Annotated in this window: 13 protein-coding genes; 6 read left to right on the forward strand and 7 right to left on the reverse strand. The window is 72.7% G+C overall.

The window, feature by feature from the left end; genetic code table 11:
• The first annotated feature begins 118 nt into the window (after nt 1-118).
• Nucleotides 119-1006: an RNA polymerase sigma factor SigF gene (locus tag DDJ31_RS02435; RefSeq protein WP_127181954.1), complete on the forward strand. Its 888-nt coding sequence runs from the start codon at nt 119-121 to the stop codon at nt 1004-1006.
• 266 nt (nt 1007-1272) lie between these two features.
• On the opposite strand, the gene DDJ31_RS02440 is transcribed toward DDJ31_RS02435, so the two are convergent.
• Entirely contained in the window at nt 1273-1728 is a 456-nt protein-coding gene (locus tag DDJ31_RS02440) for an ATP-binding protein (RefSeq protein ID WP_127181953.1), read from the reverse strand.
• A gap of 298 nt (nt 1729-2026) precedes the next feature.
• On the opposite strand from DDJ31_RS02440, the gene DDJ31_RS02445 reads away from it, so the two are divergent.
• The gene (locus DDJ31_RS02445; protein ID WP_127181952.1) at nt 2027-3298 is read left to right on the forward strand and encodes a streptophobe family protein; all 1272 of its coding nucleotides are present in this window, start codon (nt 2027-2029) and stop codon (nt 3296-3298) included.
• Between the two features lie 11 nt (nt 3299-3309).
• On the opposite strand, the gene DDJ31_RS02450 is transcribed toward DDJ31_RS02445, so the two are convergent.
• Both DDJ31_RS02450 and mgrA read right to left on the reverse strand, forming a co-directional pair.
• A complete protein-coding gene (locus tag DDJ31_RS02450) occupies nt 3310-3720 on the reverse strand; it encodes a hypothetical protein (protein WP_127181951.1) in 411 nt (136 codons plus the stop codon).
• Nucleotides 3721-4009: 289 nt separating this feature from the next.
• Nucleotides 4010-5002 carry an L-glyceraldehyde 3-phosphate reductase gene (gene mgrA / locus DDJ31_RS02455; RefSeq protein WP_127181950.1) on the reverse strand — a complete coding sequence of 331 codons (993 nt, stop codon included), beginning with the start codon at nt 5000-5002 and terminating at the stop codon, nt 4010-4012.
• A gap of 152 nt (nt 5003-5154) precedes the next feature.
• Between mgrA and DDJ31_RS02460 the strand changes: the two genes are divergently transcribed.
• Genes DDJ31_RS02460 through DDJ31_RS02470 form a run of 3 tightly spaced genes read left to right on the forward strand, consistent with a single transcriptional unit; the run spans nt 5155 to nt 7082 of the window.
• On the forward strand, nt 5155-6075 hold the full coding sequence (locus tag DDJ31_RS02460) for a LysR substrate-binding domain-containing protein (protein WP_127181949.1): 921 nt from the start codon (nt 5155-5157) through the stop codon (nt 6073-6075).
• Nucleotides 6076-6118: 43 nt separating this feature from the next.
• Nucleotides 6119-6538, forward strand: coding sequence for a carotenoid oxygenase family protein (locus DDJ31_RS02465; protein ID WP_346656298.1), 420 nt, complete (start codon nt 6119-6121; stop codon nt 6536-6538).
• Nucleotides 6539-6566: 28 nt separating this feature from the next.
• Nucleotides 6567-7082: a mycothiol transferase gene (locus DDJ31_RS02470; protein ID WP_127181948.1), complete on the forward strand. Its 516-nt coding sequence runs from the start codon at nt 6567-6569 to the stop codon at nt 7080-7082.
• On the opposite strand, the gene DDJ31_RS02475 is transcribed toward DDJ31_RS02470, so the two are convergent.
• The 4 genes from DDJ31_RS02475 to DDJ31_RS02490 all read right to left on the reverse strand — a co-directional run bounded on the left by DDJ31_RS02475 (nt 7064) and on the right by DDJ31_RS02490 (nt 11095).
• Nucleotides 7064-8131, reverse strand: coding sequence for an adenosine deaminase (locus DDJ31_RS02475; protein ID WP_127181947.1), 1068 nt, complete (start codon nt 8129-8131; stop codon nt 7064-7066). The two genes, DDJ31_RS02470 and DDJ31_RS02475, sit on opposite strands and share 19 nt — an antisense overlap.
• Before the next feature lie 37 nt (nt 8132-8168).
• Nucleotides 8169-8564 carry a VOC family protein gene (locus tag DDJ31_RS02480; protein ID WP_127181946.1) on the reverse strand — a complete coding sequence of 132 codons (396 nt, stop codon included), beginning with the start codon at nt 8562-8564 and terminating at the stop codon, nt 8169-8171.
• A gap of 171 nt (nt 8565-8735) precedes the next feature.
• A complete protein-coding gene (locus DDJ31_RS02485; protein WP_164785061.1) occupies nt 8736-9674 on the reverse strand; it encodes an aldo/keto reductase in 939 nt (312 codons plus the stop codon).
• Nucleotides 9675-9715: 41 nt separating this feature from the next.
• Nucleotides 9716-11095, reverse strand: coding sequence for a PI-PLC domain-containing protein (locus DDJ31_RS02490; RefSeq protein WP_127181944.1), 1380 nt, complete (start codon nt 11093-11095; stop codon nt 9716-9718).
• Nucleotides 11096-11994: 899 nt separating this feature from the next.
• Here DDJ31_RS02490 and DDJ31_RS02495 point away from each other — a divergent pair.
• Nucleotides 11995-13047: an SGNH/GDSL hydrolase family protein gene (locus DDJ31_RS02495; protein ID WP_127181943.1), complete on the forward strand. Its 1053-nt coding sequence runs from the start codon at nt 11995-11997 to the stop codon at nt 13045-13047.
• Nucleotides 13048-13212: the final 165 nt, after the last annotated feature.

Consider the following 13212-nt stretch of genomic DNA (forward strand, 5'->3'; position numbering starts at 1 on the left):
CGATCAATTTCCTTCACCACGCCATGAAGTGGGCATGGGATCGCGAAGTGGGGGTACGCGAGACCCCGAAGGACCCGAGGAAGACAACATGTCTCACCGTGACTTCGTGGGAGAAGGAATGAACACCGCCGTGAGCCGGTCGGAAGCAGGAGTCATGACGAAGGCTGCCGGGACCATGACGGACGACGGGCCGCTGCCGGGTATCGAGCAGCCGCGGGCCGTCGCCCCGCGCGACGCGCGGGAGCTGTCCCGCCAGTTCTTCAACCGCCTCTCCACGCTGGAGGAGGGCACCCACGAGTACCAGTACGCGCGCAACACCCTCATCGAGATGAACATCTCGCTGGTGCGGTTCGCCGCGGGCCGGTTCCGCAATCGCGGTGACGACATGGAGGACATCGTCCAGACCGGCATGATCGGTCTGATCAAGGCGATCGACCGGTTCGACCTGTCGCGTGAGGTCGAGTTCACGTCGTTCGCGCTGCCGTACATCGTCGGTGAGATCAAGCGGTTCTTCCGTGACACCACCTGGGCCGTGCATGTGCCGCGCCGGCTCCAGGAGCTGCGCGTCGAGCTGGCCAAGGCCCGTGAGGAGCTGGCCAGCAGGCTGGACCGCGAGCCGTCGGTCGCCGAGCTGGCCACGCTGATGAACATCTCCCACAGCGAGGTGGTCGAGGCGCAGATAGCCGCCAACGGCTACAACTCGTCGTCGCTTGACGCGGCGCTGACCGGTGACGGCCCGGAGGGCGGCGAGGCGGTCCTCGCGGACTTCATCGGCGTGGAGGAGGAGGGGCTGCGGCTCGTCGAGGACTTCCACGCGCTGGCACCGCTGATGGCGGAGCTGGGCGAGCGGGACCGGCAGATCATCCACATGCGGTTCGTGGAGGAGGCCACCCAGGCGGAGATCGGCGAGCGGCTCGGGTGCTCCCAGATGCATGTGTCGCGGCTGATCAAGCGGATCATCGCGCGACTGCGCGAGGGCATGCTCGGCGAGCTGGGCTGCGCCTGAGCGACCGGACAACTCCCACACAGGAGACACATGACGGTGGGGCCGCCTCCGGGCGGCCCCACCGTCATGTCCGGCGACAGCAAAGCCGTTCCCTGCCGTCGTGTCCGGCAACAGTCGTGCTCTGCCGTCGTGTCCTGCCGTCATGTCCGGCGACAGCCGGTGTCCTGGCCGCCCGTGCTCTCCGGGCCGACACGTGCGGCCCGTCCGGTGGTCTCCGGGCGGGCTGTGGGATGCGGGGAGCGCGCACCCGCGGCGGGCGGGTGCGCTCAGACGGCGTCGAGGCGCACCACGGCGACCACGCGCTTGCCCACGGGGATGCGTTCGACGGTGACCCGGCCGGCCAGCGCGTGCACGATCTCGAGACCGTGCCGCCCGATCCGCTCCGGGTCCTTCGGGAAGCGGCGGGGCAGCGCCTCGCTGCTGTCGTAGACACTCACGACGACGGCCGCGTCGGTGCCCTCCAGCTCCAGGATGTACGGACCGTTGCTGTGCCGGTCCGCGTTGGTGACCAGCTCGCTGACGACGAGGAGCACCTCGCCCTGGACGCGGGGGTCGATGGTGGCGCACCACTCGGTCCTGAGCTGCTCCACGAAGTGCGAAGCGAAGGAGCGTGCCTCGGCGATGCATCCCGGCTCGCCGGTGTAGTGCGCCGCTCGCCGCAGCGGTTGCACGGGCACGTCGAAACCAGCGGTTATCACTGCCCCGTCCACGTGATCGGTCATGCGTTTCTCTCTCGGAAGCCGGACTGGCCGGACGCTGTTGCACCCGTGCTCGTACCCCGAGTCGGGGCGCGCACTCCCCTGGGGCCCGATGTGTCCCGTTCGACTCGGAGCGCCGGTGTTGCGTCGGCCGACTCGGGAGCACTGTACGACGCGTCGGACGGCGCCGTCCCGGCAGTCGGCTTCGTGTCCGAAAGCAGCGGTCCGCCCGGCGCCGGGGGCGGGGTGCCTCCGGGTGGAGGGCGACGCGGACGGGTCTGCCGGCGGGCGGTGGGCGCGGGTGCTGCCTACCGTGGCCGGGGTGAGCACCGGAACCCCTTCAGGTCAGGCCGCCGTCCGGCACGGCTGGCTCCAGGCGCTGGTCACCGTGGTGGCCGCGGCGCTCACGATGCTGGTGGTCGCCTCGCTCGGGCTCTGGGCCGCGGGTGCGGCGGGGCTTCCGCGGGGCGCGTTCCCTCCGGTCGTCGCGGCGACGGTGGTGACGGCGGTCGGCGGCTCGGTCGAGCTGTCCGGAAACGCCGGGTCGCTCGCCGGTACCGACGCCGGTCTGACGGTGGTCCCGCTCTCCGTGTCGCTGGCCGGGGCGCTCGTCGTCGCCGCCGGTTTCCTGCGCCCGCTGCGGCGCGGGGCGTTCCGGGGCGCCGGGGGGCTCATCCTGTGGGCGGCACGGATCGCGGTGCTGTGGCTGCTCGCGCTGGCCGCGCTGGGCGTCGCCGCCCGTCACACGTTCACGCTCTCCCTGGGCGACAGTGTGCTGGGCGGCCTCGGTGACGTCTTCGGCCTGTCGCCGCGGGTCGGGTTCACGGCCGAGGTGCCGCGGACCCTGCTGTTCGGTCTGCTGTGGCTGGCCGGGGTGCTGGTGGTGGCTCTGCTGGTGACGCGGTCGGCCCCGCTCGCCGGGCGCCTCGGACGTCTGCGGGAGGCGGCGCGGCCCCTCGCGTACGCCATGGTGGCGCTGCTCCTCGCGTGCGTGGTACTGGCGGGCGGTGTCGCGCTGGTCGTCGCGGCGACGCGCGGCCGGCCCGCCGAGACGTTCGGCGTGATCCTGCTGGGCCTGCCGAACCTGGCCTGGCTCGCGTTCACCCTCGGGCTCGGCGCCACCTGGGACGGCAGGTTGACGGGCCCGTTCGGGCTGCCGCTGCCGCCCGTCCTGGAGGAGGTGCTGCGCGCCCCTGACCTGTCGACGCTCGACGTGCGCACGCTCGCCGCGCACGACGGCCGGGTGTGGTGGCTGGTGGTCGTGGACGCGATGCTGGTGCTGGCCGCCGCGGTCCTCGCGGCTCCGCGTCCACCGGCCGGGACGGCCGCCTGGCGGCACGCGCTGCGGACGGCGGTCGCGCTGGCGCTCACCGTCCTGGCGGTCTGTCTGCTGGGCCGGGTCCGCGCGCACTGGGGTCTGTCCGTGCTCGGCGTCGGCGACCTCGGCGGGAACCTCGCGGGCGAGCTGCTGCTGAGGCCACGGCTGTGGGGCGCGCTGGGTTGGGCCGCGCTGTGGGGTCTGGTGGCGGGTTTTCTCGGCGCGCTGCTCGCACGGGGGGCGCGGGCGGCACGAGGGCGGAGCGGCGGGACCTAGGAATATTGAGGTCAGCCGACGGAGACGACCAGGGCCGGGACGGTGCGCTGCATGCGCAGGGCGTCGACGGACTCGGCGAGCAGCTCGTACTCGGTGGTGTCGTCCCTGGTGGCGATCCGCACCAGGCGTCCGGCGGCCAACTCCTCGGCGACCAGTTCCTGTTGGGTGTCGTCGCCGCACCAGAAGCGTAGGACGGCGGGTACGTCGGCGACGGTCGTCGCGACCGGGACGAGGGCGCTGGGCGGGAAGTGGTCGGCCTCGGGCTGCGGGTCGAGGCGGTCGGCCATCCAGTTGGCGCGGTCGCGCAGCCACCACAGGGCGAGGGCGAGGGTGGGGGCCCGGTACGTTCCGAGGGGTACGCCGATGCGTTGTCCCGCGCAGGTGCCGTACGCGGTGACGTGGCACAGGAATTCGTCGTGCACGTTCGCTCCCCCGTTGCGTCCTCCGCCTCGCGGCAGGCCTCGCTTTCGGTGCGGCTCATGTGCTGTGCGTGATCGTGGCTTCGCTCGATGTGAAGACCCTGAGTGTCGAGTATGTTCACAGCCGAAACAGTGTCACCACGACTTTCCGGCCAGTCTGTTGGCATATTCGGCGTATCTGTTGGCCGAAACCTGATGGACGGGGCGGACGGATCGGGCGGTGGGGACATGCCGACGGCCCGGAGGCGGTGGTGCGCCTCCGGGCCGTCGGCATGTCCCGGTCCGGGTGCCGCTACTGCTTGACGATGGCGTCGATGCGCGCCAGTTCCTCGTCGTCGAAGTCCAGGTTGCGGGTGGCCGCGACGCTGTCCTCGATCTGCCGCGCGCTGCTCGCGCCGACCAGGGCGGAGGTGACCCGGCCGCCGCGCAGCACCCAGGCGAGCGCCAGCTGCGCCAGGGACTGGCCGCGCGCCGTGGCGATCTCGTCGAGGGCGCGCAGCCGGCCGACCAGGTCCTCGGTGACCGCGTCCGAGTTCAGGAACGGGCTGTCGCTCGCCGCCCGCGAGCCCTCCGGGATGCCGTCGAGGTAGCGGGAGCTGAGCAGGCCCTGCTCCAGCGGGGAGAAGACGATGGAGCCGACCCGCAGCTCGTCCAGGGCGTCGAGCAGGCCCTCGTCCTCGGGGCGGCGGTCGAGCATCGAGTAGCGCGGCTGGTGGATCAGCAGCGGGGTGCCCAGCTCGCCGAGGATGCGGGCGGCCTCGCGGGTCTGCTCGGCGCTGTAGTTGGAGATGCCGACGTAGAGCGCCTTGCCCTGCTGGACCGCAGAGTGCAGGGCGCCCATCGTCTCCTCGAGGGGAGTCTCCGGGTCGGGGCGGTGCGAGTAGAAGATGTCGACGTACTCCAGGCCCATGCGGGTCAGGCTCTGGTCGAGCGAGGACAGCAGGTACTTGCGGGAGCCCCACTCGCCGTACGGCCCCGGCCACATCAGGTAGCCGGCCTTGGTGGAGATGACCAGTTCGTCGCGGTAGCCGGCGAAGTCGGCCTTGAGGGCCTCGCCGAGCGCGGACTCGGCGGCGCCGGGCGGCGGGCCGTAGTTGTTGGCGAGGTCGAAGTGGGTGACGCCGAGGTCGAAGGCGCGGCGCAGGATGGCCCGCTGGGTGTCGACGGGGCGGTCGGGTCCGAAGTTGTGCCACAGGCCGAGCGAGAGCGCGGGGAGCTTGAGCCCGCTGCGGCCGGCGCGCCGGTAGGGCATGTCCGCGTAGCGGTCGGGGTGTGCGGTGTACAACGCGACTCCAGAGGGGTTGGCGCAGGCGGGACGGTCGGGGGAACCGTATCCACTCGTGCGTTTCTTCTCGTGCGTGGCCAACTCTGTCGTGACCTCGGTGCAGTGGTCCAACAGGAGAATCCGATGGAACTCAGCGGTTAGGCTTCTCAATCATGGAACTGCGCCATCTCCACCACTTCGTCGCGGTCGCCGAGGACCAGCACTTCACCCGGGCCGCGGAGCGGTTGATGGTGTCCCAGTCGGGTCTCTCGGCCTCGATCCGGGCCCTGGAGCGTGAGCTGCGGGCGCCGCTGTTCGTGCGGACCACCCGCCGGGTGACGCTGACCGAGGCGGGGCGGGCGCTGCTGGGCGAGGCCGAGCGGATCCTCGCGCAGGTGCGGTCGGCGCAGGAGGCGGTGGCGGCGGTGCAGGGCGTGCTGCGCGGGACGCTGGCGCTGGGCACCGAGCAGTGCATCGCGGGGGTGGACGTGGCGGGCCTGCTCGCGACGTTCAGACGGCGCCACCCCGACGTGGAGATCAGGCTGCGGCAGGCGGGTTCGGGGGCGCTGGCGGAGGAGGTCGCGGCCGGGCGCCTCGACCTGGCGTTCGCCTACCGGACGCAGGACGACACGGACCAGCTGCGGTCGGTGTCGCTGACGGGTGAGCCGATGACCGTCCTGTGTCATCCCCGGCACCGGCTCGCCGGGGCGGGTTCGCCACTGGCGCCCGGTGAGCTGGGCGGCGAGGTGTTCGTGGACTTCCACCCGGACTGGGGTCCGCGCCGCACCACCGACGCGGCGTTCGCCGCCGCGGGGGTGCCGCGCACGGTGGCCCTCGAGGTGAACGACGTGCACAGTCTCCTCGACCTGGTCGACGAGAACCTCGGCATAGCGGTCGTGCCGAGCCACTTCCGCGAGAAGCGGCCCGCGCTCACCGCGCTCGACCTGGAGGACACCGACGACGTCGTGTACGAGACGGTCGCCCTGCTGCCCCCGGAGACGGCCACCAGCCCCGCGGCCCGCGCGCTGATGACGCTCCTCGACAGACCCGAAGAAGGCGACCTGGCACCACCGCGGGAGGGGTCCCGCTCCTAGCAACGGACCGTCACCATCGGTTCTGGAGGGGGCGTTCGCGCCGGTGACGGCGGAACTGACCGCCTGCGGCCTGCCGGTCACCGGGCGGATTCCGGTGCGGGGCGCGCCGATGACGCACGACTTCGCAACGGATGACGGTGATCCGCGCCACGGCCGGGTGCGGCAGCGGACGCTGGACGACAGGCCCCAAGAGTTCCCGCAGGCGAACGGGTCGCTGGTGGCCAGGCGGCACCGGTACGGCTACGCGGTGGGCGAGGCGGTGTTCGTGCCGCGCGACCCGGGCGCCCGCGCGGCGGCCGAGGACGACGGGTACGCGCCTGCGTACGCCCATGATCCGGACCGGGGCGCCGCCGACCCGCTGATCCTGGCCGACCAGGACTTCACCGGCGAGCCGGTGGCCCGGGTGCACCTGCCGGGACGGAGGCCGCTCGGCCTCCGCAGGAACCGGATTCCGGACGCGTGAACGGCCGCCATGAGCGATGGTGGACGGTATGCACGCACGGGACATTCTCATCGACGGCTTCGACCGGATCCGCGACGAGGTGCACGCGACCGTCGAGAGCCTCGGCACGGACGCCCTCAACGCCCGGCCCGACCACGACGCCAACTCCGTCGCATGGCTGGTCTGGCATCTGACCCGGGTCCAGGACGACCATGTGGCCGACGCCTTCGGCCTCGACCAGGTGTGGCCGACGGGGGGCTGGCAGAAGCGGTTCGGCCTCGACCTGCCCCCCTTGGACACCGGGTACGGGCACAGCGCGGCCCGGGTCGCCAAGGTGCGCGTCGACTCGGGGAAGCTGCTGACCGGCTACTACGACGCCGTCCACGAGCAGACCCTCGGGGCGCTGCGGGGGATGACGGCGAAGGACCTCGACCGGGTCGTGGACGAGCGCTGGGACCCTCCGGTCACCGTGGGGGTGCGGCTGGTGAGCGTCCTGTCCGACGACCTCCAGCACGTCGGACAGGCCGCCTACCTGCGCGGGCTCCTTCAGACCAGCTCGGCGTAGCCGGGCAGGACGACGTCCTCGATGAGGGCCGTGCGCTCGTCGTAGGGCAGGAAGGCGCTCTTGAGGGCGTTCACCGTGACCGTGCGCAGGTCCCGCGCCGTCCATCCGGCGTGCTCGACCAGCAGGGCCATCTCGCGGGTCATCGTGGTGCCGGACACCAGCCGGTTGTCGGTGTTGAGGGTGACCCGGAAGCCGAGGTCCTTGAGCGCGGTGATGGGGTGCTCGGCGATGGAGGTGGCGGCGCCGGTCTGGAGGTTGGAGGTGGGGCACATCTCCAGGGCGATCCGGCGGTCGCGGACCCAGCCGGCGAGCCGGCCGAGCTTGCCGTCGACGATGTCCTCGGTGATCCGCACGCCGTGGCCGATCCGCTGGGCGCCGCACACCTGGAGCGCCTGGTGGATGCTGGGCAGGCCGTGCGCCTCACCCGCGTGGATGGTGAACGGCACGCTCTCGGCGCGCAGGTGCCGGAAGGCGTCGAGGTGGTCGGCGGGCGGGAAGCCGTCCTCGGCGCCCGCGATGTCGAAGCCGACGACCCCGGCGTCCCGGAACGCCACGGCGAGGTCGGCGGCCTCCCGCACCCGGTCGAACATGCGCATGCCGCAGAGCAGGGTGCCGACCCGCACCGGGGTGCCGGCCGCCGCGGCCTTGGCCATGCCCGCCGCCAGCCCCTCCTGGACGGTCTCGACGACCTCCGCGAGGCCCAGTCCGCCGCTCAGCATCAGCTCGGGGGCGTAGCGGACCTCGGCGTAGACGACACCGTCGGCGGCCAGGTCGAGGACGTACTCCTCGGCGGTGCGCAGCAGGCCCTCGCGGGTCTGCATCACGGCCAGGGTGTGCTCGAAGGTGGCTATGTAGCGGACCAGGTCGCCGGAGTCGGCGGCCGCGACGTACCAGGCGGCCAGCTCGTCGGGGTCGGTGGTGGGCAACTGGTGGCCGATCTGGGCCGAGAGTTCGACGACGGTGGCGGGGCGCAGTCCGCCGTCGAGGTGGTCGTGCAGGACGGCCTTGGGCAGGCGGCGCAGGGCGGTGTCGGTGAGCGGCGCGGTCATGTGCGTTCTTTCTCTGTCCTGTGGAGTGGCGCGGGGGTCACGGTCGGGCGGGCTCGAGCAGGTCCCAGCGGTTTCCGTACAGGTCCTGGAAGACGGCGACGGAACCGTAGGGCTCGTGCCTGGGCTCCTCGAGGAATCTCACGCCCGCGGCGAGCATGCGGGCGTGGTCGCGGGCGAAGTCCTCGGTGTGCAGGAAGAAGCCGACCCGCCCGCCGGTCTGGTCACCGATCCGGCCGCGCTGCGCCTCGTTCTTCGTGCGGGCCAGCAGCATTCCGGTGCCGGTGCCGTCCGGTCCTGGCGCGACGACGACCCAGCGGGTGCCGTCCGGGCGCGGGGCGTCCTCGACGAGCCGGAACCCGAGGGCGTCGACGTAGAAGCGGATCGCCTCGTCGTAGTCGTCGACGACGAGGGTGACCAGGGCGATACGGCTCATCTCGGCCTCTCGATCGGAGTGATTGACGGGTGAGGTTATACGTAAAACTTCACGGACGCCAGTCAGCGGCCCCGACTGGTCGAGCAGCTGGGGCGGGACCGGTCGGGGCCTGTGCTCACTCCTCGGGATTCACCCCGCGGGACCCGCTCCTCGGAATTCACTCGTCGGAATTCACCCCTCGGGGTTCACCGGAGCCGGGCCCGCGCGCAGCGCGTCGAGGCGCTTCAGGTCGTCGTCCGTCAGGCGCAGCGCGCCCGCCGCCACGTTCTCCGCGAGGTGGTCGGGGTTGCCGGTGCCGGGGATGGCCAGGACGTGCGGGCCCCGGCTCAGGACCCAGGCGATGCGGACCTGGGCGGGCGTGGCGCCGTGGGCGCGGGCGACGGCCAGGACCTCGTCGTGGTCGGGGCCGGTGACGGCCCTTTCGCCGTGCCGGCCGGCGACCGCGTAGTACGGGACGAACGCGATGCCCTGTTCACCGCAGAGCCGCAGGATCGCGTCCGCGTCGGACGCGGCCTGGTCGGAGCCCGCGGGGTCGAGGCCGTAGCGGTTCTGCACCGCGACGACCGGCGCGATGGCCTGCGCCTCGGCGAGGTGCCTGGGCTCGATCTGGGAGACGCCGAGGTGCCGGATCAGGCCCGCGTCGCGGAGTGCGGCGAGGGCGCCGAAGTGCTCGGCGATCGAGTCCTGGCGCATCCGGCGCAGATAGACCAGGTCGAGATGGTCCCGGCCGAGCTGGCGCAGGTTCTCCTCGACATGGCCGCGCAGTTCGTCGGGCCGGGCCGCCGTGCCCCACTCGCCCCGCTGGTCGCGGTAGGGGCCGACCTTGGTGGCGATGAGGAGGTCGTCTCGGTAGGGGGCGAGGGCGCGGTTGATGAGTTCGTTGGCGGAGCGCAGCCGGGAGAAGTAGAAGGCGGCCGTGTCGATGTGGTCGACGCCCCGCGCGACGGCCTCGCGCAGCACGGCGAGGGAGCGGTCCCGGTCGCTCGGGGTGCCGAGATGGAAGGCGGCGCTGCCCGTCAGCCGCATCGCGCCGAAGCCCATGCGGTTGACGGTCAGGCCGGCCAGTTCCCACCTGCCGGCGGCGTCCGCGGTGATGGTCCGTGAGGTCATCGGCGGAGTCTCGCACACGCCCGGGTCAGGTCAGGGGCGGTTCACGGGTAGACGTAGGAGTTGAGGGAGGCGACGGCGGACGCGATGTCGCCGAGGTCGTAGCGGTCGACGGCGAGGAAGGTGGGCTTCGCGCGGGCGGCCGGCTGGCAGAACCGCCGGGCCCGGTCGGCGAGTTTGGTGTTGTCCGTGGTGGCCGTGGCGGTGACGGTGGTGTCGCGGAAGTGGTTCATCACGAACAGCGGGCGGAAGGCGCCCTCGGTGCGGGTCAGCGGAATGTTGCTGTTGGCGTCGTACCAGCGGCTGTAGCAGGACCAGTCGGACGAGGAGGCGCCCGAGCCCATGGACCAGTAGTTCTCCACGGTCCACTCGCGCTGGTACATCACGCCGAAGCTGTCCCGGGTGAGTCCGGCGGACTCGTCGGCGGAGCGGCTGTGGTCGGTGAAGATCAGCAGCCGCTGTCCCGCGGCGACCATGTCGGCGGTCCTGGGCCAGCCGTTCTGGCGGACGCCGGTCCTGTCGGGGCGGTAGAGGACGTCGGACAGACCGGCCACGCGGGCGAGTTCGCCGCGCAGTACCCCGGGGTCGACGTAGTCCTCCAGGAAGACGGTGGCGATCTGGTCGGGGTGCGCCTTGAGGAAGTCGACGATGCGCTGGAGGTCGACCCAGAGCGCGACGGGCCTGCTGACCAGCGTGCAGCTGTTGTGGCAGAGGATGGCGCCGTCCGGGGTCTGGTGGATGTCCAGCATGAACCCGCGTACCCCGTCGGCGAGTTGGCGGTCGATGCCGCGCGCCTGGTTGGGGAAGAGGTTCACGAAGGGGGGTGCGAAGCCGCCGTCGACGCCGTTGGCGTAGGCGTTGTGGGCGGTGAGGAAGGTGACCTGGTCGAGGGTGCGCTGGTCGGCGGGCGGCATCGGGCGGGTCGCGGGTGCGACGGGGGTGAGGTACCAGGTGGCGAGGGTTCCGGCGGGGCCGACGGCGAGCTGGTCGGGGTAGTTGGCACCGGCCGGCTTGGCGGCGACGGTCAAGTACCCTTCCGCGCCCGGGGTCTTGAGGGTGTACTGGTCGGCGCCGGAGGGTGCGATGTCCCAGAGGGCGTCGGGGCTCGCGCAGCCGACGGTCCTGGCGGCGGTCCCGGAGCGGCCGAGACAGTTGCCCACCGCGTCCGCGCTCTCCAGGACGTAGGAGGCCCCGCTCGCCCTCAGCGTCCACTGCTGGCGGTCCTCGTTGCCCTTGGGTCTGTGCTGCTCGACCGCTCCCGCGTCGTCGGCCGCGTTGAGGCCGGTCGTCGCGCTCTGGACGTAGTAGGCGCCGGGTGCGGGTACCGCGGCGGCGGCGTGCGCCGTGGGCGCCGTGCCGGTGGGGGCCATGACGGTGGCCGCGAGCGCGGCGGCCGTCGCGAGCAGGGCGTGGGGGGTGCGCATGGGTCTGCCTTCCTTCCGGACGGGCGCCGTGACGGCACCCGCGACTGAAAGTCAGGGGCATGACACCACGACTCCCCCACGGCCGTCACCGGTTCGGCCGGGCACATGAAGAACTCCGATGAATCGCACGCCAGGCGAGCAGGTCGCACGCGCGATTCCCGTCAACGGCAGCCGTTCTAGGGGATGTTGTGCGCACCTGGGGGGTGAATGCCGCGACGGCGTCGCGCACCGGATAGGGGCGGTTCGCCTCGAAGGCCGCGCCGGGCAGGGGCGGTTGTCGGGCGGGGGCGGTTGGCTGCGCGCGGCTGTTGACAGGGAGCGGCGGTTGGCCGCGCGGGGTGGGCGCGACGCTGGTCGGTGGGTGCCCCGCGTCCGCCGCCGCGGGGTGGGCGCGACGCTTGTCGGTCGGTCCGCCGCGTCCGCCGCCGCGGAGTGGGCGCGACGCTGGTCGGTCGGTCCGCCGCGCCCGCCGCCGCGGAGTGGGCGCGACGCCCGTCCGTAGCCTCCCTCGCTCGCCACCGCGCCTGCCCATGACTTCCCCCGTTCACCGCTGCACCCGTCCGCCCCCGCCCCCCGCGTTCACCGCCGCACCCGTCCGCCCGTCCCCCGTTCTCACCGCCACGCCTGCCCGCGCGTCCCCCGCCTCCACCGCCGCACCCGTCCGCCCGCCCCCGGCTCCCACCGCCACACCTGCCCGCGCGCCCCCGCCCCCATCACCGCGCAGGCCCGTGCCCGTACGAACAGCCTTTAATCGCAAAGCCGTTCACCTACCTGGGGGTGGCGCGCACACGTTGGGGGTGATCGACCCGGAGGATCTTCCACGCGGTGTCATCGCGTGAATACCTTTGGTGACCGTGCCGAATGGGACGTTCCCCGGTACGGAGCCGAAGGGCGATCGCATGTCCAGATCCCGTCTGCCAGCCGCTGTCCGCGCGGTGTTCGCCACCGCCACGGCACTCGCCGCCGTGCTGTCGGTGTTCACCCCGGTCTCGGCGGCGCCGTCCGCCGCGGCCGGGCCGCCGAGGTATGTCGCTCTGGGCGACTCGTACAGCGCCAATGTCTTTGTCCGCCCGTGGAATCCCACCGACGGCTGCGGCCGCTCCTACCGGAACTACCCGCACCAGGTCGCCGAGGAGCTGGGGCTGCGCCTGGTGGACGTCACCTGTGGCGCGGCCGAGGTGCAGGACGGTGTGCTGGGCCCGCAGCCGTCCTCGAAGGTCCTCGGTCCGCCCTCCGCGCCGACCGCGGGCGGCTGGCCGGCCAGGCCCGCGCAGATCGAGCGCCTGCGCGCCGACACCGACTACGTGAGCGTCGGCATCGGCGGCAACTCCCTCGGCTTCGGCGAGATCGTGACCCAGTGCCTCAAACGCGGTCTGACCACCCTCGGCCTCGGCACCCCCTGCACCAAGCACTACACCAGCGGCGAGGGCCGCGACTGGCTGGCCGGAAGGTTCGCGCAACTGGACGGCGAGTTCGGGCGGATGATGACCCGGATCCGCGAGCGCGCCCCGCACGCCCGGGTCGCACTGGTCGGCTACCCGGCGATCGTCCCCACCAACTCCGGTTGCCACTGGGGCGTCTGGCGCCAGCTGGGCACCGTCGCCAAGGGCGACATGCCCTGGCTCGACGGGCTGGAGCGGCGGCTCAACAGCCTGATCGCCGAGCAGGCCGCCGCCCACGGCGCGACCTACGTCGACACCTACGGGCCCAGCAGGGCTCACGGACTGTGCGCGGGCGCGGGGCAGAAGTGGATGTACGGGGTCCGCGACGACCTCACCGGCGACGGCGACCAGACGGACCCGCCCGCGCGCCTGTGCGCCCTGCTCCCCGGCACCGGCGCGACGTGCACCTTCGTCCACCCGAACGCCCTCGGCGCGGACAACCAGGCCCGTCAGCTGCGGGCCGCCTTCGAACGGTTCCGTGCCCCGGTCCCGGCAGCCCAGCGTTCCTGACGGTGGGCACCGCCCGCCCGTGCGGGCGCGTCCCGCGCGGCACGTGAGCGCGGGCGCACACGGCGTGCGCGGCGCCGAGCCCGCGGCGCGCGGCCCGCGCAGGTGAGCGCGGGCGGTGCGGGCGCCCCGCTGATCCGCTTCCAGCCCGCGCCCTGGCCCCCAACT

It is taken from the genome of Streptomyces griseoviridis, assembly GCF_005222485.1.
GTDB classification, from domain to species: Bacteria; Actinomycetota; Actinomycetes; order Streptomycetales; family Streptomycetaceae; genus Streptomyces; species Streptomyces hintoniae.